The organism is Mesorhizobium sp. M0145, from assembly GCF_040322355.1.
In the GTDB taxonomy this organism is placed as follows: Bacteria; Pseudomonadota; Alphaproteobacteria; order Rhizobiales; family Rhizobiaceae; genus Mesorhizobium.
The window spans coordinates 750,781-771,928 of sequence record NZ_JAMYTK010000001.1; the positions used below are offsets into that span (position 1 = coordinate 750,781).

Annotated in this window: 22 protein-coding genes and 1 tRNA gene; 6 read left to right on the forward strand and 17 right to left on the reverse strand. The window is 61.9% G+C overall.

Annotated elements, in window-relative coordinates; translation table 11 throughout:
- Nucleotides 1-83 precede the first annotated feature (83 nt).
- The 3 genes from NKJ28_RS03775 to xylF form a co-directional block, all read right to left on the reverse strand.
- On the reverse strand, nucleotides 84-878 hold the full coding sequence (locus tag NKJ28_RS03775) for an ATP-binding cassette domain-containing protein (RefSeq protein WP_292655543.1): 795 nt from the start codon (nucleotides 876-878) through the stop codon (nucleotides 84-86).
- 77 nt (nucleotides 879-955) lie between these two features.
- Complete coding sequence (locus NKJ28_RS03780; RefSeq protein ID WP_352634120.1) at nucleotides 956-2,320, reverse strand: sugar ABC transporter permease; 1,365 nt, start codon at nucleotides 2,318-2,320, stop codon at nucleotides 956-958.
- A gap of 142 nt (nucleotides 2,321-2,462) precedes the next feature.
- Nucleotides 2,463-3,503 (reverse strand): D-xylose ABC transporter substrate-binding protein, encoded by a 1,041-nt coding sequence (gene xylF, locus NKJ28_RS03785; protein ID WP_352634122.1) that lies wholly within the window; start codon nucleotides 3,501-3,503, stop codon nucleotides 2,463-2,465.
- A gap of 286 nt (nucleotides 3,504-3,789) precedes the next feature.
- Between xylF and NKJ28_RS03790 the strand changes: the two genes are divergently transcribed.
- Entirely contained in the window at nucleotides 3,790-5,034 is a 1,245-nt protein-coding gene (locus NKJ28_RS03790; RefSeq protein ID WP_352634124.1) for an ROK family protein, read from the forward strand.
- A 9-nt stretch (nucleotides 5,035-5,043) separates the two neighbouring features.
- Here NKJ28_RS03790 and phoB read toward each other — a convergent pair whose 3' ends face one another.
- Genes phoB through pstS form a run of 6 tightly spaced genes read right to left on the reverse strand, consistent with a single transcriptional unit; the run spans nucleotide 5,044 to nucleotide 10,255 of the window.
- Nucleotides 5,044-5,733, reverse strand: coding sequence for a phosphate regulon transcriptional regulator PhoB (gene phoB, locus NKJ28_RS03795; protein ID WP_031212149.1), 690 nt, complete (start codon nucleotides 5,731-5,733; stop codon nucleotides 5,044-5,046).
- 16 nt (nucleotides 5,734-5,749) lie between these two features.
- Entirely contained in the window at nucleotides 5,750-6,457 is a 708-nt protein-coding gene (gene phoU / locus NKJ28_RS03800) for a phosphate signaling complex protein PhoU (protein WP_023678534.1), read from the reverse strand.
- Nucleotides 6,458-6,489: 32 nt separating this feature from the next.
- Nucleotides 6,490-7,293 carry a phosphate ABC transporter ATP-binding protein PstB gene (pstB, locus tag NKJ28_RS03805; protein WP_352451144.1) on the reverse strand — a complete coding sequence of 268 codons (804 nt, stop codon included), beginning with the start codon at nucleotides 7,291-7,293 and terminating at the stop codon, nucleotides 6,490-6,492.
- Complete coding sequence (pstA, locus tag NKJ28_RS03810; RefSeq protein ID WP_352634126.1) at nucleotides 7,290-8,141, reverse strand: phosphate ABC transporter permease PstA; 852 nt, start codon at nucleotides 8,139-8,141, stop codon at nucleotides 7,290-7,292. Before pstA ends, pstB begins: the two co-directional genes overlap by 4 nt.
- A 3-nt stretch (nucleotides 8,142-8,144) precedes the next feature.
- Complete coding sequence (gene pstC, locus NKJ28_RS03815; protein WP_352634128.1) at nucleotides 8,145-9,134, reverse strand: phosphate ABC transporter permease subunit PstC; 990 nt, start codon at nucleotides 9,132-9,134, stop codon at nucleotides 8,145-8,147.
- Between the two features lie 59 nt (nucleotides 9,135-9,193).
- A complete protein-coding gene (gene pstS / locus NKJ28_RS03820; RefSeq protein WP_352457961.1) occupies nucleotides 9,194-10,255 on the reverse strand; it encodes a phosphate ABC transporter substrate-binding protein PstS in 1,062 nt (353 codons plus the stop codon).
- 652 nt (nucleotides 10,256-10,907) lie between these two features.
- Here pstS and NKJ28_RS03825 point away from each other — a divergent pair.
- A complete protein-coding gene (locus NKJ28_RS03825; protein ID WP_352457960.1) occupies nucleotides 10,908-11,261 on the forward strand; it encodes a hypothetical protein in 354 nt (117 codons plus the stop codon).
- A gap of 83 nt (nucleotides 11,262-11,344) precedes the next feature.
- Here the strand turns inward: NKJ28_RS03825 and NKJ28_RS03830 are convergent, their stop codons facing one another.
- Nucleotides 11,345-12,316: a DUF2865 domain-containing protein gene (locus NKJ28_RS03830; RefSeq protein WP_352634130.1), complete on the reverse strand. Its 972-nt coding sequence runs from the start codon at nucleotides 12,314-12,316 to the stop codon at nucleotides 11,345-11,347.
- Between the two features lie 334 nt (nucleotides 12,317-12,650).
- Here NKJ28_RS03830 and NKJ28_RS03835 point away from each other — a divergent pair, with 334 nt between their 5' ends.
- Complete coding sequence (locus tag NKJ28_RS03835; protein ID WP_023678527.1) at nucleotides 12,651-12,866, forward strand: hypothetical protein; 216 nt, start codon at nucleotides 12,651-12,653, stop codon at nucleotides 12,864-12,866.
- 137 nt (nucleotides 12,867-13,003) lie between these two features.
- On the opposite strand, the gene tolA is transcribed toward NKJ28_RS03835, so the two are convergent.
- The 4 genes from tolA to NKJ28_RS03855 form a co-directional block, all read right to left on the reverse strand.
- Entirely contained in the window at nucleotides 13,004-13,408 is a 405-nt protein-coding gene (gene tolA / locus NKJ28_RS03840) for a cell envelope integrity protein TolA (RefSeq protein WP_352574825.1), read from the reverse strand.
- A 365-nt stretch (nucleotides 13,409-13,773) separates the two neighbouring features.
- The gene (locus NKJ28_RS03845) at nucleotides 13,774-14,637 is read right to left on the reverse strand and encodes a glutathione S-transferase family protein (RefSeq protein WP_352574823.1); all 864 of its coding nucleotides are present in this window, start codon (nucleotides 14,635-14,637) and stop codon (nucleotides 13,774-13,776) included.
- Nucleotides 14,638-14,664: 27 nt separating this feature from the next.
- Nucleotides 14,665-15,246, reverse strand: coding sequence for a VOC family protein (locus NKJ28_RS03850; protein WP_352634133.1), 582 nt, complete (start codon nucleotides 15,244-15,246; stop codon nucleotides 14,665-14,667).
- Nucleotides 15,247-15,664: 418 nt separating this feature from the next.
- A complete protein-coding gene (locus NKJ28_RS03855) occupies nucleotides 15,665-16,105 on the reverse strand; it encodes an SRPBCC family protein (RefSeq protein ID WP_352574819.1) in 441 nt (146 codons plus the stop codon).
- Between the two features lie 116 nt (nucleotides 16,106-16,221).
- Between NKJ28_RS03855 and NKJ28_RS03860 the strand changes: the two genes are divergently transcribed.
- Nucleotides 16,222-17,289: an adenylate/guanylate cyclase domain-containing protein gene (locus NKJ28_RS03860; protein ID WP_352634135.1), complete on the forward strand. Its 1,068-nt coding sequence runs from the start codon at nucleotides 16,222-16,224 to the stop codon at nucleotides 17,287-17,289.
- 503 nt (nucleotides 17,290-17,792) lie between these two features.
- Here the strand turns inward: NKJ28_RS03860 and NKJ28_RS03865 are convergent.
- The 3 genes from NKJ28_RS03865 to NKJ28_RS03875 form a co-directional block, all read right to left on the reverse strand.
- A tRNA-Glu gene (locus NKJ28_RS03865) sits at nucleotides 17,793-17,867 on the reverse strand.
- A 90-nt stretch (nucleotides 17,868-17,957) separates the two neighbouring features.
- Nucleotides 17,958-18,365: a VOC family protein gene (locus tag NKJ28_RS03870; protein WP_352634137.1), complete on the reverse strand. Its 408-nt coding sequence runs from the start codon at nucleotides 18,363-18,365 to the stop codon at nucleotides 17,958-17,960.
- Nucleotides 18,362-18,745: a fimbrial protein gene (locus NKJ28_RS03875; RefSeq protein WP_352634139.1), complete on the reverse strand. Its 384-nt coding sequence runs from the start codon at nucleotides 18,743-18,745 to the stop codon at nucleotides 18,362-18,364. The genes NKJ28_RS03870 and NKJ28_RS03875 overlap by 4 nt, the downstream gene beginning before the upstream one ends.
- 26 nt (nucleotides 18,746-18,771) lie before the next feature.
- Between NKJ28_RS03875 and NKJ28_RS03880 the strand changes: the two genes are divergently transcribed.
- Both NKJ28_RS03880 and rpoH read left to right on the forward strand, forming a co-directional pair.
- Nucleotides 18,772-19,812, forward strand: coding sequence for an RluA family pseudouridine synthase (locus NKJ28_RS03880; protein ID WP_352634141.1), 1,041 nt, complete (start codon nucleotides 18,772-18,774; stop codon nucleotides 19,810-19,812).
- A gap of 187 nt (nucleotides 19,813-19,999) precedes the next feature.
- On the forward strand, nucleotides 20,000-20,911 hold the full coding sequence (gene rpoH, locus NKJ28_RS03885) for an RNA polymerase sigma factor RpoH (RefSeq protein ID WP_023678514.1): 912 nt from the start codon (nucleotides 20,000-20,002) through the stop codon (nucleotides 20,909-20,911).
- The last annotated feature ends 237 nt before the right edge of the window (nucleotides 20,912-21,148 follow it).

A 21,148-nucleotide genomic window follows, 5' to 3' on the forward strand; every position in this document is an offset into this window, starting at 1 on the left:
CCGACGCCAACACAATGGCGAGGCCAAAGCATGGTGACGGCTGGCACATTTTGGCGACTTGTGATTAGCCGGCTAATTCTCGTTCATGCGGCGATCTTCAGCGCGCCCGGCCCCGGAATGGCGCCGGGTGGGCACTTGCCGAGGATGATCATGCCGAGCACCTCGTCCTGGGTGACGTCGGTCGTGCGCGCCGTTCCGACAACCCGACCGTTCTTCATGACGCAGACACGGTCGGCAAGCTCGAACACGTCGTGAATATCATGGCTGATCAGGAAGATGCCGATGCCGTCGGCCTTGAGCTGCCTGACCAGTTCGCCGACCTGCGCCGTCTCTTGCGGCCCGAGTGCCGCCGTCGGCTCGTCCATGATCAGGATGCGAGCATTGAACAGGATGGCGCGGGCGATCGCCACCGACTGCCGCTGGCCGCCCGAAAGCTTTACCACCGGCTCCTTGAAGCGTTGGAAACGCGGATTGAGCCTGCCCATCACCTTGCGCGCCTCGGCCTCCATGGCGACGTCGTCGAGCGTACCCCAGCCGGTCATCAGCTCGCGGCCGAGAAACAGGTTGGCGGCCGCATCGACATTGTCGGCCAGCGCCAGCGTCTGGTAGATCGTCTCGATGCCGTACTTCTTGGCGTCGCGGGGATTGGAGATCGAAGCCTCCTCGCCGTTGACGAAAATCTGGCCCGCATCGCGCTTGTAGGCGCCGGACAGGATTTTTATCAACGTCGATTTGCCGGCACCGTTGTGACCGAGCAAAGCCATCACCTCGCCCGGGAAAAGGTCGACAGAGGCATCGTCGACGGCGCGAATGCCGCCGAAAGCGATGGAGATGTTGCGCATGTCGATCAGCGGCGTGGGAGCGGTTTTGTCTGCCATGCTCGTCCTTCCTCCCTATAGATCCTGCTTGAGCATCAAGTTGTACGAAAACCGGTTTCCACCTTGCGGGATCATGCTCAGACCCGTTTGCGATAGACGGTATCGAGCCACACCGCGACCACCAGCACGGCTCCGACAACGATGCTCTGCAGCGGCGAATCGATGCCGAGCAGCACCATGCCGGACTGCAGCGACTGCATCAAAAGCGCGCCGAGCATTGCGCCGAGCACTGTGCCGGAGCCGCCGGCGAGCGACGTGCCGCCGATCACCGCCGCCGCGATGACCAGGAGCTCGTCCAGCGTGCCCAGCGCATTGGTCGACGAGTTCTGCCTGGCTGACGAGATCGCTGCGGCGATCGTCGCCAGCACGCCCATGATCATGAACACCTTCATGGTCACCCAGCGCGTGTTGATACCGGCAAGGTTGGCTGCTTCCGGATTGCCGCCGATGGCGAAGACATAGCGGCCGAAACGGGTACGCTTGGCGATGAAGGTCATGATCAGCCCTACGGCTACAGCCATCAGCACGGGTATGGCGATGCCATGGGCGATGAACAGCCCGCCTTCGGGAACGGTTATATTGTTGGCCGCCGCATATCTGTTCACGATGCCGACCGGCCAAGGATAGGAATTGGCAAGCCATATGGCGCCCATGATGACAAGGCAAGTGACGGCTCCGAGGAACGTCTCGGCCCAGATCGGGCGTAACGGGAAGCGGAACCGCTTGCGCTGCACCCGCCCGTTGAGCAGCATGAACACAACCGCCAGGCACGCGACAATTCCGACGATCCAGCTCCATCGCGCACCGATCGAACCCGTCGGTCCGCCGCCCATCAGCTGGAAAGTGGCATCCAGCGGCGCAATCGTCTGCCCACTGGCGACCCACCATGCGGCACCCCGCCAGACCAGAAGGCCGCCCAGCGTCACGATGAAGGCCGGCACCTCGAGATAAGCGATGATGTATCCCTGGAACGCTCCGATCAGAAGGCCAAGCGCCAGGCCGATGGCCAGTGCCAGGATCCAGATCCAGGGGTTGCCTAATTGCAGACCGACCATTCGCACCAGGAAATGCACCTGCGCAAAACCCATGACCACGCCGATCAGGCCTTCGGCGGAACCGACCGACAGGTCGATATTGCGCATGACGATAACCAGCACCATTCCGGCGGCCATTATGGCCACGGCGGAAGTCTGCACCGACAGGTTCCAGAGATTGCGTGGCGTCAGGAAGGTCCGGCTGTCGAAGTCGAACGGATTGACGCCGAGCCGTACGCTGGAAATGACATGCAGGCCGACCCAGATGACCAGCAGCGCGCCGATCATGCCGAGCATGCGCGTGTCGAGTTCGGTTGCCTTGAGAAATCGGGCAACGATGCCGAGCTCGGATTCCCGTGCCCGGTCTGCCGTGCTGTCTACCGGCGTGTTGGGCGTCGTGTCGGTCATGATGTTTCTCCCGCCGGGTTGCCGTCTGCCGCGGATGCCGGAAGCAGCCTAGAAGTTATCCGCCGGAAGCGGAAAAACAACTCTTGTTGAAAAAACGCCGCGGCGAGCGGCCGCGGCGTTCGGACTTCTCGGAAACGTCGGCTCAGTTGCAGACTGCAACAGCGCTAGCCGTCACGCCGGCGCAGACCTCTTCTTTCTTGATCCAGCCGGCGTCGATGACGACGTTGAGGTTGTCCTTGGTGATGGCGACCGGGGTCAGGAACAGCGACTTGACGGTATTGCCGCCGGGCGTGGTGAAATCCTTCACGCCGGCAATGTCGGTCATCTGCTTGCCGTCGGCCAGTTGCGAGGCGATCTCGGCGGCATTCTTGCCGAGCTCGCGCGCATCCTTCCACACCGACACGGTCTGTGTGCCGAGCGCGATGCGGTTCAGCGCGGCGTGGTCGCCGTCCTGGCCCGAAACCGGAACCGATCCGGCCAGCCCTTGCGCCGTCAGCGCGGCGACGACGCCGCCGGCAGTGCCGTCATTAGCGGCGACTACGGCATCGACCTTGTTGTCGTTGGCGGTCAGGAACTGTTCCATGTTCTTCTGAGCGTTGGCCGGCAGCCAGCCGTCCGTATAGGCCTCGCCGACATTCTTGATCTTGCCGCCGTCGATGGCCTCCTTCAGCACCTCCATCGAACCGGCAAACAGGAAATCGGCATTCGGATCGGAACCCGAACCCTTGATGAAGACGTAGTTGCCTTCCGGCTTCACCTTGAAGACTTCGCGGGCCTGCATGCGGCCGACTTCCTTGTTGTCGAAGGTCAGATAGAACACGTCCTTGTTCTCGATCAGCCGGTCATAGCCGACGACCGGGATGCCTTCGTCCAGTGCCTTTTGCACGGCCGGCCCGATGGCCGAGGCGTCCTGCGCCAGGATGATCAGTGCGTTGGCGCCCTGCGAGATCAGGCTCTCGACGTCGGTGAGCTGCTTGCCGGGGTTGGACTGTGCGTCGGCGGAAATATACTTGTCGCCTGCGGCCTCGATGGCCGCCTTCATTGCGGCCTCGTCGGTCTTCCAGCGCTCTTCCTGGAAGTTCGACCAGGAAACGCCGATGACCTTGTCTTTAGCCTGCGCCACCGACGCCAGCGCCAGCGTCATGGCGACACCCGCCAGAATGGCGGTCGTGAATTTCTTCATCATATCCTCCCTGCGCCGCGTACGGCGTGACCAATTGGCTCAAAGACCAGCTTAGAAGCTCTAATTTTTTCGAGCCTCGAAAAAATACTGGCCCGATCTCCGGCTGCTGTCAACATCGATTCTGATGGATTTTGATGACTCTGCGAGTTTTTTCGAGCGTCGGAATAAACGATGACAGCGCCACCTGCATCTGACACTATTTGCCTGCATCCGACACTATTTGTCGGACATTACCGACGGCTTCCGGTTCATGAGCGGCCGCGGCAACCGGGAGGAAAGCAAAACAATGTCGGTCGGAATCCGCCATGACGATTTGCGCCGGCGCAACCGGGCGATGGTGATCTCGGCGGTGCGCCGGGCCGGCCAGCCATCGCGTACTGAGATCGCAGCTACCACCGGCCTCAGTCATTCGACCATATCGGCGATCTCTTCCGACCTGATACGGGAAGGCATCCTCGCCGAGAGCAAGGCAAGCGAGCCCGTTTCGTTGAAACGCGGTCGTCCGCAGGTCGGCCTCGCCCTCAACCCGGAAGCGGCGGCGGTGCTGACCGTGGTGTTGTCGCTGAATTTCCTGTCGGCCGCCATTATCGACTATACGGGACAGGTGGTCGCCGAGGAACAGCGCCGGCTGGACACGCTGACCATGCCGCGCGACGAGCTGATCCGTGAATGCATGGCCATCGTCCGGCGCCGGCTGCAGGATCCAGACCTTGACGTCCGCAGTGTCGCCCGCATCGCCCTGGCGATTCAGGGCATTACCGACTCCCCTGCACGCGCCATGCTGTGGTCGCCGATCACGCCGCAGACCGACATCGCCTTTGCCGACATGCTGGAGGACGAATTCGGCATCCCGGCAACGGTGGAGAACGACTGCAACATGATGGCGGTGGCTTTGCGCTGGCGCAATCCGGATCGCTATCGCGACGACTTCATCGCCATCCTGCTTTCGCATGGCATCGGCATGGGGCTGGTGCTGAAGGGCGAACTGTTCACCGGGACGCATTCCTCGGGCGGCGAATTTGGCCACATGATCCATCGTCCGGGCGGCGCGCTCTGCCGTTGCGGGCGGCGCGGCTGCATCGAGGCCTATGCCGGCAACTACGCCATCTGGCGCAACGCCAGGCAGATGAGCGAAGACAGCGAACCGGTCGCCGACGTCAGCGACGCCGACATGCGAGCACTGGCGGCCCAGGCGCGCGAGAAAGATGGGCCGGAACGCGAGGCCTACCGCAAGGCCGGCGAAGCGCTGGGTTTCGGTCTCGGCTCGCTGTTCGCGCTGATCGATCCGGCACCGGTCGCGATGGTCGGCGCCAGTGCCGCCGCCTTCGATCTGATCGAGCCGGCCTTGCGGAAGGCAATCGCCCAGACCGCCGGCGGCCAGCATTCAGGCTCGATCTCCTTCGATACAGAGCCGAACGAATTGCCGCTGATCCGCGAAGGCTGCGCGATGCGGGCGTTAAGCTTCGTCGACCAGGAGATTTTCGCGCCGGGCGCGCAAATGAGGCCCAGCGTCAGAAAGAACGTAGCCTGACCAGGCGGGTCAATCTTCCCTGATCGCATAGCCGGCACCGCGGATGGTGCGGATGACATCCGGCATCCGGCCGTTGTTGACGGCTTTGCGCAGCCGCCCGACATGCACGTCGACGGTGCGTTCGTCGATGTAGATTGTCTCGCCCCAGACATTATCGAGTAACTGGCTGCGCGAGAAGACACGGCCCGGATGCCGCATCATGAACTCGAGCAGCCGGAATTCGGTCGGCCCGAGCCTGATTTCGCTCTTCTTGCGATAGACCCTGTGCGATTCGCGATCGAGCACGATGTCGCCGACCTTCAGCACGCTGGACAGCACTTCCGGCTTGGCGCGCCGCAGCAGCGCCTTGACCCTGGCCATGAATTCCGGTGTCGAAAACGGTTTGACCAGATAGTCGTCGGCGCCGGTCGAAAGACCGCGCACCCGGTCGCTCTCCTCGCCGCGCGCGGTCAGCATGATGATCGGCAGCCGCTCGGTTTCGGGGCGCACCCGCAACCGACGACAGAGCTCGATGCCGGAAACCGCTGGTATCATCCAGTCGAGCACCAAAAGGTCGGGCACATTCTCCTGCAAACGGATCTCGGCTTCGTCGCCGCGTGTCACCACCTCGACCTGGTAGCCTTCGGATTCGAGATTGTAGCGGAGCAGCACACCCAACGGCTCCTCGTCCTCCACCACCATTATGCGTGGTGCGATCATCGGCTGGGCACCCCCATCATGTCACCGGTGCGGACATTGTCGTTTCGTCCTGCTTCGGACGATTGACCGGCAATTGCTCGCCGGTCAGCACATAATACGCATTTTCGGCGATGTTGGTGACATGGTCGCCGATCCGCTCCAGATTCTTGGCGCAGAACAGCAGGTGCGTGCAAGCGGTGATGTTGCGCGGATCTTCCATCATGTAGGTCAAGAGCTCGCGGAACACGGACGTGTATTTGACGTCGATGCGCTCGTCGGCGGCACGCAGCTTGGCCAACGCGGCCGCATCGCCTGCAGCATATTCCTCGATGACACCCTGCACCTGGATGAGAACCAGCTGCGCCATCGCGTCGATGGAATGCGACAGGTCCCGCGGCGTGGCGCTGAGGCCGACCGCACTCACGCGCTTGGCGATATTCTTGGCAAGGTCGCCGATGCGTTCGAGGTCGCCCGCCATGCGGATCGCTCCGACCACATGGCGAAGATCGTGGGCCATCGGCTGGCGTTTGGCGATCAGGGTGATGGCGCGGTCGTCCAGTTCGCGTTGACGCGCATCCATGATGGCGTCGTCGGAAACGACGCGTTGCGCCAGCACGTTGTCGGAATTCAACAGGGCCTTGGTCGCCCCGCCGACCATCGAACCGGCGAGGTCGGCCATGTCGCGGATCAGCTTGCTGATCTGCTCGAGATCCTCGTCGAAAGAAGCGACTGTGTGTTCGCCCATGATCCTGTCCTCAAATGCATGATCGGAATGGCTCAGCCGAAGCGGCCAGTGATGTAGTCCTGCGTGCGCTTCTCGCGGGGCGACGTGAAGATCTTCTCGGTCCGGTCGAACTCGACCAGTTCACCCAGATACATGAAGGCGGTCTGGCGCGACACGCGCGCCGCCTGCTGCATGTTGTGGGTGACGATGACGATCGTGTAGTCGGCTTGCAATTCGTCGATCAGTTCCTCGATCTTGGCAGTCGACAGCGGGTCGAGCGCCGAAGCCGGTTCGTCGAGCAGAATGACTTCCGGCTTCACCGCCACGGTGCGGGCGATACAGAGCCGCTGCTGCTGGCCGCCGGACAGGCTCAAGCCGCTGGCGTTGAGCTTGTCCTTGACCTCGCTCCACAGCGCGGCGCGCTTCAACGCCTGTTCGACGCGGCCGTCCATCTCGGACTTGCCGAGGTTCTCGTAGAGCCTGACGCCGAAGGCGATGTTCTCGTAGATCGACATCGGGAACGGCGTCGGCTTCTGGAACACCATGCCGATCTTGGTCCTGAGGAGGTTGAGATCCTGCGACCGGTCGAGAATGTTCTTGCCGTCGAGCAGCACCTGGCCCTCGGCCGTCTGTTTTGGGTAGAGCTCATAGATGCGGTTGAACACACGCAGCAGCGTCGATTTCCCGCAACCCGAAGGGCCGATGAAGGCCGTGACGCTGCGCTCGGGCAGCGACAGGCTGATGTCCTTCAGCGCCTTGCTCTGGCCGTAGTAGAAGTTGAGGTTCTTGACCTCGATCTTCGTCTTCTCGGCTACCGTTTCGGCCATCGTCATGTCTGGGGACAACATCTGTGTCATCTGTCCTCTCTGCGTCCGGTAAGGCTGCGGGCGAGGATGCTCAAGCCCAGAACCGTCAGGGTGATTATGAGTGCGCCGGTCCACGCCAGTTGCTGCCATTCCTCGTAAGGGCTGAGAGCGAACTGGAAGATGGTCACCGGCAGGCTGGCCATCGGCGCGTTGATATTGCTGCTCCAGAACTGGTTGTTGAGCGCGGTGAAGAGCAGCGGCGCCGTCTCGCCGGAAATGCGTGCTATCGCCAGCAATATGCCGGTGACGATGCCGGACAATCCGGCGCGGTAGGCGACCGAACGGATCACCACCCAGCGTGGCGCGCCGATCGCGGCACCGGCTTCACGCAACGCGTTCGGCACCAGGCTGAGCATGTCTTCAGTGGTGCGCACGACCACCGGAATGACCAGGATGGCAAGCGCAACTGCGCCGGCAATGGCCGAGAAATGTCCCATTGGCCGCACCATCAGCTCATAGACAAACAAGCCGATGATGATCGACGGCGCCGACAACAGGATGTCGTTGATGAAGCGGACGACGGTGGTGATGCGCGAAAAGCGTCCATACTCGGCCATGTAGGTCCCCGCCAGCACGCCGATCGGCGTGCCGACGACAACGGCGATGATCGTCATCAGCAGGCTGCCCGCGATGGCATTGAGCAGGCCGCCGGCCTCGCCCGGTGGTGGCGTCATCTCGGTGAAGACCGCGAACGAAAGCCCGGCTGTGCCCTTATAGACTAGTGCGCCGAGGATGAGCGCCAGCCAGGCAAGCCCGATGCCGGCGGCGACGACGCAAAGCGCCATCATCACCGAATTCCTGGCTTTGCGGCGGCTGTGGAGCGATGAGGATGTCGACATCGGTCAGGCTCCCGTACGGGCGTCGATCCGCATCAGCATATAGCGGGCGGCGGCAAGGATCAGGAAGGTGATGACGAAGAGGATCAGGCCGAGCGAAACCAGCGAGGAGGTGTAGAGGTCGCCGTCGGCCTCGGTGAATTCATTGGCGATGGTCGCCGAGATCGTCGTGCCCGGCGCGAACAGGGAGGCACTGATGCGGTGGGCGTTGCCGATGACGAAGGTCACCGCCATGGTCTCGCCGAGCGCCCGGCCGAGGCCAAGCATGACGCCGCCCATGATGCCGATGCGGGTATAGGGAATGACCACGCGCCGGGTCACTTCCCAGGTCGTGCAACCGATGCCGTAGGCCGATTCCTTCAGCACCGCCGGCACCGTATCGAAGACATCCTTGGTGATCGAGGTGATGAAGGGCAACACCATGATGGCGAGGATCAGCGCCGAGGTCAGAAGGCCGATGCCGTAAGGAGGGCCGGCGAAAAGGCTGGATAGTCCCGGCACGCCATGGAAGATGTTGATGATGAAGGGCTGTATCGTCGTCTGCAGGAATGGCGCGAACACGAACAGGCCCCAGATGCCGTAGATGATCGAAGGAATGCCGGCCAACAGCTCGACCGCTATGCCGATCGGGCGCCTGAGCGGGCGCGGGCAGAGCTCGGTGAGAAAGATTGCAATGCCGATGCCGATCGGAACCGCGATCAGGATGGCAATGGCCGCCGTCACCAGCGTGCCGTAGATCGGCGCCAGTGCGCCAAATTTTTCCGTAACAGGATTCCAGCTCTCAGTCGTCAGGAAAGAAAAACCGAACGACGACAGCGCCTGCCATGAGCCGGCAAACAGCGAGATCGCGACACCGCCGAGGATGACCAGCACAAGAATTGCGGAAGCGCGGGTGAGTCCGCGGAATATGGCATCTGTGAGCGCGAAGCGCCGCACCGTAGCTTCCCTGGCCCGGGCTGCTGCAGATGATGGCATGGCATCGGAAGCGATGGTCATTGGGTCCTCGCGATTAAAGGCAACAGGGAGGGCGCCATCGACGCCCTCCCTGGAGGAGATTACATAGCCGAGTAGAGCGGCTTGCCGTCGTCGCCGACGACTTCCTTGGCCCACATGGCCTTGACGCTCTCAACCACCTTGTCGGGCATCGGAACGTAGTCCAGCTCGCCGGCCATCTCGTCGCCCTTGTCGTATGCCCAGGCGAAGAATTTGAGCGCTTCGCCGGTGGTCGCGGCATCATCCGGCTTCTTGTAGAGCAGGATCCACGTTGCCGCCGTCATCGGCCAGGACTCGGCGCCCGGCTCGTTGGCGAGGATGACGCCATAGCCCGGCTGCGAGCTCCAGTCGGCATTGGCCGCTGCCGCCGAGAACGCCGCCGCGGCGGGCTCGACCTTCTTGCCGTCCTTGTTGATCATATCGGTGTGGGTGAGCTTGTTCTGCTTGGCGTAAGCATATTCGACATAACCGATCGCGCCGCCGGTCTGGGAGACGTTGTTGGCAACGCCCTCGTTGCCCTTAGCGCCGATGCCGACCGGCCATTCCACGGCCTTGTCGACGCCGACCTTTTCTTTCCAGTCCGCGCTGACGTCGCCGAGGTAATAGGTGAAGTTGAACGTCGTGCCCGAACCATCGGAACGGTGAACGACCGCGATCGCCTGCGAAGGCAGCTTGACGTCGGGATTAAGCTTCTTGATCGCTTCGTCATCCCAGCTCGTGATCTTGCCGAGGAAGATGTCGGCCAGCGTCGGGCCGTCGAGAACCAACTCGCCCGGCTTGATGCCTTCGAGATTGACGACGGGAACGATGCCGCCCATCACCATCGGGAACTGAGCCAGTCCGGACGCTTCAAGCTCGTCGCCCTTGAGCGGCGCATCCGAAGCGCCGAAGGTAACGGTCTTGGCTTTGATCTGCTTGATGCCGCCGCCGGAACCGATCGACTGGTAGTTAAGGCCAACGCCGGTGTCTTTCTTGTAGGTGTCGGCCCACTTCGCATAGATCGGGTAGGGGAAGGTGGCGCCGGCGCCGGAGATGTCCGCGGCGAGCGCGGCGGACAGGGTGAGGGTGGTCGTCGCCGCAGCCATTGCAATCGCAACGGCCGCCGAGCGGATGAAATGTCTCATGTGGCCTGCTCCTGTTCGGAATATGGTCTCTCGGCGCCATTCCTCGGGCGCCCGCTGAGGCCAATAGCCCCCGATTATTACAGTCGCATGACAGTTTCATGTCGCTCCGGTAACGTCGTCCAGCCGGGTTAAGAAGGAGCGGTCGCGGGCTTTGTCGGCATGGGCCGCGGTTTGCCGCTGGAATCAGCAGCTTGCGTGAATTCCGGCCGGCATCGTCTGCTCGGCGATCGTAGCCACCGGCTTTAAAAGAAAAAAGCCGGACGGGAGCGCGTTGCATGCAGCCAGAACGTGTCATGGCCGCGCCATCGCCGAAACAGGTCCGTTGGGGTAAATCTGACCCTGTTTCTTGCCGGCGGTCGCTGCTCCCGCCCGTAACTGGAGGAGCGGAACTTCGAATATCCCATTGTCGCCACTGAGCGCGGCTTTGGTATGGTGCGATCGCACCATGGCCTTACGCTGGAAGCGTTGACGAATCGCAAGGTTCTAACTCGCGCTGGACCTCCATCCGCGCCCGACCCGGCGCTCGATCTTCGAGCAACGCCTTCGACTGGAAGTGCGACGACTCTACTTCACGGTATCTACTCCCTTCGCCCTATTCCGCCGGTTGTCGGTTAGGCCGAAGCAGCGTTATAAGCTTGCAGGGGTATTGCTGATGTCTCGACGGATTCTGCCTGTCTTCCTGTGCCTGGCGCTGCCTCTGGGAAGCGGCTGCGCGCGCAGCTATGACGGCACCGTCATCATTCCCAAGCCGCTCGATGTTCGCCGTTTCTGGGACAGGCCTTCGCCGCAGGCGCAAGCCGAACAGTCGCAACTGGAGACCGACGTCTTTCCAGTGGCGCCGCAAACGCCGAAAAGGCCGGCGGTGCGCAGGAGCGCGGCTTCCGTTGCAGCGCCTCGGAGGAGGGTCACCAACAACCCGCCCATGCTGTCGCCGGAGCCGACGAAGCCGCTAACTTGCAAGAATGTCAGCGAGCCCGGCAAACGGGCCCGCATGGTCTGCGAATAACCATCCGACGTCGGTCGATGCGCACGGCTCCAGGCCTTGAAGAGGCTATCCGGCCAGCCGTCTCGGAACATCGCCCGCCTTGGTCAGTCCGCCGGGAAGAAGGCCGGCCCGACCACTCTCACCGGCCGCGCGCCGATCGCTCTTTCGATCGACTGATGCTGGGCAGCCCCCTGCACTTCGGCAGCCTGCGTTTTTGCCTCTGCCGGAGCGGCACCGGCGGTTTCGATCCCGGATTCAGGAATTTCCGCGACGATGCCAAAATCCGGCTTTGCCGTCGGCAACGGTATGATGGCGTTGGTCATGTTGGCCGGTGTCACGGTTCGTGCCCTGAGCTCGGCGACGCGCCGGTAATAGCGCTTGACGTCGCAGGCCTTGAAGTTCGCGTCGTCGCGGTACCGGAACGCGGCAGGTAGCTCCACATAGGGTTTTCCCGACTCGAGCGTGACCATCTCCTCGGTCTCGCGAGTGGCGTCGCTCAGCGTATAGAGGTCGACGCCGGCATCGTCGCAGATGTAGCGACACTGATCGACCGTTTCCTTCAGATCGTCGCCCTTGGCGAACTGCGATTTTGGCGCGGGGAAGAAATATCCGTCCGACAAGCGAACGCAAAACAGCATCCGATTGCCGCCAATTGTTGTGCCTGCGGACTGGGCCTTGGGTGCCGTGCGTTGCTGCGCCGGCTGTTTCTTGGCAGCGGGGGCGGCGCAGCCCAGCGCGACAAACCTGGCCTTCAATCCGGACGTGTCCCTGCTCGAATTCGACAGTCTGGCGATCTGCCGTTGCACCTCCGCCTTGATGCTGACCAGGTCGGCGCAGGGATTGAAGAAGAAGCCGGCCGTTTTCGCCGTGCATCTGCGTTGTCTTTCAAGCTTTTGAATCGCGGCGAGTTGCCGGCGCAGTTGGGCAAGCTCGGGGCTGGTCCCGCCGCTGCGCCCCGCCGAAAGCAATTGGCTCCTGATGGCACCGCAGCTATCCGCGTAGGAGAAGGATGTGCCGAGCGCAACGGCTATTGCCGACACCAGCATCAGAATCGTGAGGGGCCAGAAGCGTGTCATTGGAACGACCATTATCCTTGTTGCACCGAGAACAGGATTTCTTTGTCGACTATGGATAAGTACTAGCTAAGTCAGTCTTTCCTAATTGGAGTAGATCAAATCGCCACCAGAGACTTTAGCTCTAGTGTATTAGATCCACTCGTGTAAATTCAATATTACATTTTTATTTCAAGATTGAGACGAACCGGCAGCAACGCCGGCGGACGCCCGCCACGGCGAAGTTTTGATGCGCGCGGCGGGTTCGGCATCGCGATCAATCCGGCGTTACCGGCCGGCCGTTGCTGAAACCTTAGCCCTGGGATCGGCGTTGAGCGGCCAAAGGAGGAGACCGCAAATGTCGATCCACTTCACTGTCGCGGACCTGACCAGGAATCTGTTCCATTCACTTGGGTTGGACCATGAACGCGCACCGAGGCCACTCGACCACGAGCAGAGGCTTTTGCTGGAGTGCTATCTCGCCGGCCAGATACCGGAATCGGCCTGGAGCGACTATGTCTTCGAGATGCCGGAACTGGCGCGACATGTCGAGGCCAGACGAAGGCGCCACTAAAGCGCATCGCGGTCGACCGGGCCTCATGCGACGCGCTTAGGTTCTTGTCTAATGCATGTCGTTGTCGCAAAACCGCTGCACACTTTTGCGCGACATGCACTAGATCCCGAAAAGTGGAATCCGGTTTTTGGAAAAGATCAAGGCGAAGCCTTCACTCGCGGTGCAGCCTGTTCTTGTTTGGGCGAGTTGAATTGCAGAGTGAACACCTTGCCCGGGATGCCTTGAGCCAACGCCGGTGAAAAGCTCAACGGCAGGCAATGGTCCACGGCCGCGACCGCCGCGTCGACAAAAGCTTGGCGCGTCTTCTCCTCGCCGGCGACGCGGATGGCGGTCGGCTTGGGCCGGCCGATCAGCGTGCCATCGCGCCTGAAGCTGAAGCTCAGGGTGACGGTGGAATTCCCGGCATTCGCCGGCGGGGTCCAGCACGCCTGGATGGCAGCCCCGACCTCGGGCATGGTGTTGAGCGTCGCTGCATTCGATTGACCGGCTGCACCCGCCAGCATGGCGCCTGCAATCACCATCATTCCAGCAATGCTTTTCATGGCAGGGCCTCTGTCCTTGAACCGCCCTCGAGGAGGGTACTACTTCGATGGTAGGGCCGACATCGGCGATGGCAAGATGCCGGCAACGCGCTTCATCAGCCATGCAGGCGTCGTGAAACGCCGTCTGGCGCAACTTCGGCAGGGGCTGAAATAAGCAAAAGGCCGGCGAGCAGCCGACCTTTGCTTTCCATCCGCGCCAGTACATCCGTGGTCGCAAGCTGGAGGTGGATACCAGTAGAAAGGGTTTCGGTTAACGAAACCTTAAGCTCCCCACACCGTGCAAACAGGGGAGAGTAAGAAAGAATTACCCCAGATCATTACCGGCTCCCGCAGAACGTGCGGACGATCGCCGGCCTGCACGTGCCTCAGGCGTTGGCCTGCGACCGCACATAGGCGATATAGCCGCGCACGTCGCCGGCCGGCTCGGCATAGGCCTTGCCGAGCTTCTTCTCGATCGCCGCCATATAGTCTTTTGCCCATTGGGGCAGCGCATAGTCGATGACGGCGAGGAATTCGAGCGTCGCCGCCAGACGGATGTCGGCGATCGACGGGTTCTTGCCGCCGATGAACGGCTTGCCGTTCCTGAAGAAGCTGTGAAACACCTCCAGCGGCTCGGCTATCGCTTCTATAGCGGCCTTCTGGGCTTCCGACTTCTTGTCGGGATGAGCGTCGCTGTGGCCGACCTCGCCGGCATATTGCGGGAAATTCAGCACAGGATATGTGGCGCGCGCCACATAGGGGTAGAGCGTCCCGATCAGGTAGAACATGGCGCTGTCGATCATTGCCCGCTTGGCCGGCGCCTTGGGATATAATTTCTCCAGCCCGTGCTTGTTGGCGAGGTACTGCATGATGGCGCAGCTTTCCCACAAGACACCTCTCGGCAGGCCCTTGTCCTCGATCATCGGCGTAAGATGGGCCGGGTTTCGCGCCATATATTCGGGCGAGCGCGTGAGGCCCCAAACGTCGGTTTCGGAATGATCGAGCCCGGCGGCGCGTGCAAACACCCGAACGCTCATATTGTTGACGCTGGGCTTCAGCATGCTGAGCGTGAGCGCCGGCTTTTTCGCAGGCTTCGCCTTGGCCTTCGCGGGCTTTCTGCCGGAGACCTTCGTCGCCGGCCTTGCCACTTTCGCCGCTGACTTGGCGGCGGCTTTGGCCGCCGGCTTGGCTCCTGGTTTGGCTGCCTTGGCGGCGGGCTTTTTCGCACTCTTCGTTGCTGTCTTTGCCATTATGTCCTCCCTTTGTTTGGCGTGTCGTCAGTATGGATTTTTCGGTGCGCGATCCTCCGACAAGGTCGTGCGCGAGCGCTCGACAAGCGCTTGGATCGCATCGGCAAGGTGCACTTCGGCGATGTTGTAGTCGCCGCGCGCGACGCGGATCTTGTGCGCCTGCATCAGCACGTCGGCATGGGTGAAGCCCGCCGGCGGTTCGAAACGGTAGGAGGCGAGTTCGATCAGCAGGCCGAGCGGATCCTCGAAATAGATCGAGTCCATGAAGCCGCGATCCTTGACGCCGCTGTGCTTGATGGCGCGCTCGTCGAGCCGGGCAACCGCCTGCAGAAAGGTGACGCGCGACACCGCGAAAGCGATATGATGGACGCAGCCCGTGTCGGTCGGCGTGCGCCGCTTGACCGGCGTGCGGCTTTCGTCGGTGAAGACGGTGATCAGCCGGCCGTCGCCCGGATCGAAATAGAGATGGCTTTCGCTTGGCTTGTCGAGGTTGGGCTGCTCGAAGATGAAAGGCATGCCAAGCACGCCCTCCCAAAAATCGATCGAGGTCTGACGCCCGGCGCCGACCAGCGTGATGTGATGGACGCCTTGCGATTGTAGTTTTTGCATCTGACTCCTCCCGGCCACGCCGTCTTGCCGCCGAACGGAAGTTCGGATGCCCATTCGCGCTTGGATCGGCGCCCGGCATGTGACCGCGCCCGGCCTCGCTCGCCTGCGCTCCGCATTCCGCATCCTGCAGGAGTGCGGCCGGAGCTTTGATGAACGGATGCTAATTCAATCCGAGGCGTTGCGCCAGAAGCGCTGAGTTTCAAGAACTCCACGCAGGCGCCAATAGCGGCACCGGGATCGCGGACGCCTTCGCCGAGCTCGCTGAAACGATCCGTCGCCGGCAGCTGTAATGGTGCGGCGGCCCGCAGGCCGCTGGGTTTCCCGAGCGGCCGGTCTGGCGACGGCAGGTCAAAGGGGCCTCGCTGACGCATGCCGCGCCTGGTTCGGATTACGGGCATCCGCGGCCCTTAGATGAAAATCACATATTCTTCATCGGCACGTCGGGATCGACATGTCCCCCATCGGCAGTGATCTTCAGCCTTGAGAGGTAGTGCTCCCATCCCCTTCGGTGGCTGTCACGCTCCTTTGCGTTCGGCAGTCCGCTGTGCGTGAAGCGGATCAGTGTCCCCGCATCCCTCGCGATCAGGTCGATCTCGACATGACTGGAGCCGGGCGGCACGGTCTCGTTGTCTTCCCAGCCAAAACTGTAGGCAAGACGGTGGACCGGGATCACCTCGGTGAACTCACCGCGCGCCATATAGCGACCACCGACATTGACGAGGAACAGACCGCCCGGCGTTGCATCCAAATTCGCTTCGGTCCCGATCCATCGCACGATCTGGTCCGGATCCGTCAAAAGCGCGAACACGGTCGCTTGTGGCGCGGCGACCTCAATCTCTGTGTAAACCGATTCCGCCATCGCTCACTCCAGGTCACATCCGCATCGAATACCGTGCATGATTGAAGCGAATGTGGGGAGTTGCAAGAAGATGTTCGAGGCGTAAGCATAAGCCGGTGCCGAGTGACCTTCTACCGATGCTTCTCGCAAAGTCGCTTTCATTCCTTCTGGACGACGCCGCGCATATTGGCGACGGTGGGCGACTTCTATTGCAGCTCTCAACGCATTTGATGGAAGACGGCTTGCCGATCATCGCCGGCGCGCTGGCGCAGGATGCTCCCGACCCAATCATTTCACGCCGTATCTGGCTCTGGCGAGCGCCTGGGGGTGAAGTGGTCGAGGGTTTGGGGATAGGCGCCGACCGCCAGAATGCCGATCCCCGGCTCGTGCTGCGGGAGTGGCTTGGCACGACGCGGGCGATCGTGTTCGACGAGCGAGCGGGCGGTGTCGCACCGACCTTGGTGTGGGCGTTCGATCATACTCCGGATGAGGCGCAGTCAGAGCTGCTGCGGCAAATCTCCCGGTTTGCTGCGGCTCCGATGACCGCACTCGCAGAACGGTCCGCGAAACGCGCATTGCTCGAAGCATATTTGGGAAAGCGCAGTGCAGCACATGTGCTCAACGGTCATTCTCGTCGAGTAAAGGGAGAGACGATACGGGCTGCGCTTCTGTGCGCGGACCTTCGAGGTTTCACCGATCTATCCGAGGTTCATGATGCAGACGAGATCGTATTGGTACTTGATGCCTGGTTCGATTGCGTCGCCGGCGCGGTGCACGCATTTGGTGGTGAGGTTCTCAAGTTTATAGGTGATGGCGTCCTCGCGATTTTCCCGATTGGCGAGCGCGATGCAAATGCCGCATGTGACGCTGCGGTACGCGCCGTGAAGGCCACGCGCGCCGGGATAGATCATCTCAACCAAACTCGGCGCCGCAATGGCGGCCCTGAGCTCGGATATGGCATTGGCCTGCATGTCGGCGAGATACTCTGGGGGAATATCGGCACTGCCGGCAGGTTGGACTTCACCGCGATCGGCAAGGCTGTAAATCTTGTCAGCCGCATCGAAGGGCAGTGCAAGCCGTTGGGACGGACGGTGCTCGCGTCGACAGTGTTCGAGGCAGAAACTACCGAGCGGATGATCGCCATGGGCAGTCATCCGCTCGGAGGAATAGCAGGCGCGCAAACACTTTTCGGCTTGCCGGAATAGATCGAATGGTTGAGCCCGCCGTGGATGTGTCGTTCGCAGCATATCTTGGTATCGTGCGAAGCCATGACTGAGAGAAATTCGAACGGCAAAGAAGCTACGATACTGCAACTGGAGTATGGCGCGTTTAGAGCCCAGCCATGCGCGTCGCGCGCAGCTTCGCTGGCGGGTGCTAAGGGCCTTCCCGGCATCCACCCTTCGAGGGAGAGGCGCCTTCGCCGAGCTCGCCAAAACGATCCGCCGCCGGCAGCTGTAGCTCAGGTCGGCTCCAGGCAGTGCCGACCAGCGTGATGGACGCCTTGCGATTGTAGTTTCTGTATCTGGCTCCTCCCCGCGTGGCATCGACTCAGCGCGACGTTCTGCGCGCCGCTAACGCTGTGCCTCAAGACCCACGATGCAATGCTAATGCAATCGGCTCCGCTGCGCCGGAAGCGGCAATGAGCCAAACCCGCCGCGACCCAAGGCGATGGATCGGATTGATGGTTTGCCGAGAGTTTGGAGAGACTTGGTACGCCCAAGGGGAATCGAACCCCTGTTCCCGCCGTGAGAGGGCGGTGTCCTGACCGCTAGACGATGGGCGCGTTCAAGAACCGGCGATATAGGCTGACGGCTGGGAAAAAGCAACTAGGCTCAAGGCCACTGCTCGCACAGACGAAATATCCGCTACAAGCCTAGCGTTTTTGCTCGATCAGGTCCCAGAGATTTCCATAAAGGTCGGCGAAAACCGCGACCGTGCCATAAGCCTCGTGGCGTGGAGCTTCGCGGAACTCGACGCCTTTTTCGAGCATCAGCGCATGGTCGCGGGCAAAATCGTCGGTTTCGAGGAACAAAAAGACCCGCCCGCCGGTCTGGTTGCCGACGGCGTGCCTTTGCGCATCGCCGGATGCTTCGGCGAGAAGCAGCCGCGCGCCCTGCCCTTTGCGCGGCGTGATCGTGACCCAGCGTTTGCCGCCGCCGAGATCGACATCTTCGGTGAGGACAAAACCCAGTTGGTCGACATACCACGAGATCGCCTCGTCATAATTTGCGACGACAAGCGCGACCGTGGCAATGCTGCGGTGTTCGGCAAAACCGGTCATTTGTTCCTGATCGAAAAACGCCCGACGATGCGGCGCTCGGTGATGTCATAAACGAAGATGGCGCGGCTGCCGTCGGGCAGCTCGGCGTCGATCGACAGGTGATTGCCGGAGAGCGATTGGCTGATCACCCTGGCGCCGACCGGCAGCACGATGTCGCCGTTGACCGTTTCGCCGATCGGCACCTGGATGTCGCTGCTTAGCGGAGGGGCGGTAGGCGGCGCGTTGCGCGCTTTGTAGACAAGTGCTGCGATCACCACCATAAGGGCGAGGAACAGCAGGCCGAGATTGATGGCGACGAAGCGGACGAGCTTCCTCCGCACCTTTTCGACCTCGGGGTCGAGCGGCTTTTCCTCGTCTTCGTCGGCAAGCGGCCGGGCCATGGCAGCAGATTCCGGAACTGTTTTCGATGAGCGCTCATAACGAAGAGGTCAGACAATTAATAGGGGCCGGACCGATCGTCCTGGAGGCGGGCGCTGATGCGGCCGGCCAGCGGCTCGACCAATGGCTGGCGGCCAGGCTCGGCCCCGACATGTCGCGCAGCCGGGTACAGATGCTGATAAAGCAGGGCGCCGTCAGGATCGGCGGCAGGCAGGTCGACGAAACGAAGCGCAAGATGGCACAAGGTGACAGCGTGTCGGTCGACATGCCGGAGCCGGAACCGGCGGAGCCGCAAGGCGAAGATATTGCGCTGGACGTCCTCTACGAGGACAGCGAGCTGATCGTCATCAACAAGCCGGCCGGGCTGGTCGTGCATCCCGGCGCCGGCAACTGGACCGGCACGCTGGTCAACGCGCTGATCCATCATTGCGGTGATAGCCTGTCGGGCATCGGCGGGGTGAGACGGCCGGGCATCGTCCACCGCCTCGACAAGGAGACCAGTGGCGTCATGGTCGTCGCCAAGACCGATCGCGCCCACAAGGCGTTGTCGGAGGCCTTTGCCGACCACGGCCTGACCGGCGATCTCGAGCGCGCGTATCTGGCGTTGGTCTGGGGCATACCGGCAAGGCCGACCGGGACGGTCGACGCGCCGCTCGGCCGCGCCGCCGACCGGGTACGCCGCGCCGTGGTGCCGCAAGGCCGCGACGATGCCCGCCACGCCGTCACGCATTTCACCGTTGTCGAGCGCTTTGGCGAGCAGCAGCAGGAATTCGCCACGGCGAGCCTGGTCGAATGCCGGCTGGAAACCGGTCGCACTCACCAGATACGCGTCCACATGGCCCATATCGGCCATCCGGTGATTGGCGACCCCGAATACGGCCAGGCTTTCCGCACCAAGGCCAATCGGTTGCCCGAGCCGCTAAGAAGCAAGGTAAAAGCGTTTCCGCGACAAGCTTTGCACGCCCGCCTCCTTGCATTTCGGCATCCGGATACCCATCTAACGATGAGGTTCGAAGCACCGATACCGTGGGACATGGAGGAACTCGTCGACGGCTTCCGCAAGCTCTGAACCAACCACCTGAAAACCTGACCGGCGCTGTTCACTTCAACGTGACACACTGTTTCGTGTTGAACAAATGCCTGTCTTTCTGGTTTTGTTCCTATATATGTCGGTTGGCGCGAATGTGCCTTTGGCATTCGCGCCACATGCCCGCCGCGTTTCGGGGGCATCACTCCAATAGAGAGGGGGCGCTATCATGGCCCAGTCATTACCCAGTATCGTTTCCGGCGAAGGCGGTCTCAGCCGCTACCTGGAAGAAATCCGCCGCTTTCCGATGCTTCAGCCGCAGGAAGAGTACATGCTCGCCAAGCGCTATGCCGAGCATGAGGACACCACGGCTGCGCACAAGCTCGTCACCAGCCACCTTCGGCTCGTCGCCAAGATCGCCATGGGCTATCGCGGCTATGGCCTGCCGATCGGTGAGGTGATCTCGGAAGGCAATGTCGGCCTGATGCAGGCCGTCAAGAAATTCGAACCGGAGCGCGGTTTCCGTCTCGCCACCTATGCGATGTGGTGGATCAAGGCCTCTATCCAGGAATACATCCTGCGCTCGTGGAGCCTGGTCAAGATGGGCACCACCGCCAACCAGAAGCGCCTGTTCTTCAACCTGCGCAAGGTGAAGGGCAAGATCCAGGCGCTCGACGAAGGCGATTTGAAGCCCGACCAGATCACCGAGATTGCCACCCGGCTGAACGTCTCGGAAGCGGAAGTCGTGTCGATGAACCGCCGTCTGTCGGGCGACGCCTCGCTCAATGCGCCCATCCGGGCCAGTGAAGGCGAGTCCGGCGAATGGCAGGACTGGCTGGTCGACGACCACGAAAGCCAGGAAGAGATGCTGATCGAGCAGGACGAGCTGGAAAACCGGCGCGGCATGCTGTCGGGCGCTCTTGCCGTGCTCAACGACCGCGAACGCCGCATCTTCGAGGCGCGCCGCCTCGCCGATGAGCCGTTGACGCTTGAAGAGCTGTCGGCCGAGTTCGATATCAGCCGCGAGCGCGTGCGCCAGATCGAGGTGCGCGCCTTCGAGAAGGTGCAGGACGCGGTCAAGGCCGCGGCCAAGCGCCAGACGCAGGCGCTGCGCACCATCGAGGCGCAGCCGGCGGCGTAAGACCTTCCGGTAGAAACAAATAACGGCGGCGTCAGGTAACTGGCGCCGCCGTTTTTTCTAAAGCGCGTCGCGTTCGGCCGGCCTTGTGCGACGCGCTTTAGATTCTTGTTTTTATGCATGTCGTTATCGCAAAACCGCTGCACACTTTTGCGCGACATGCATTAGCGGGTTGCCGGTTCCGCGGCGCCTTCGCGGATGTCCGATCCGCCGCCATAACTGCTCAGTAGCCTTGCCATG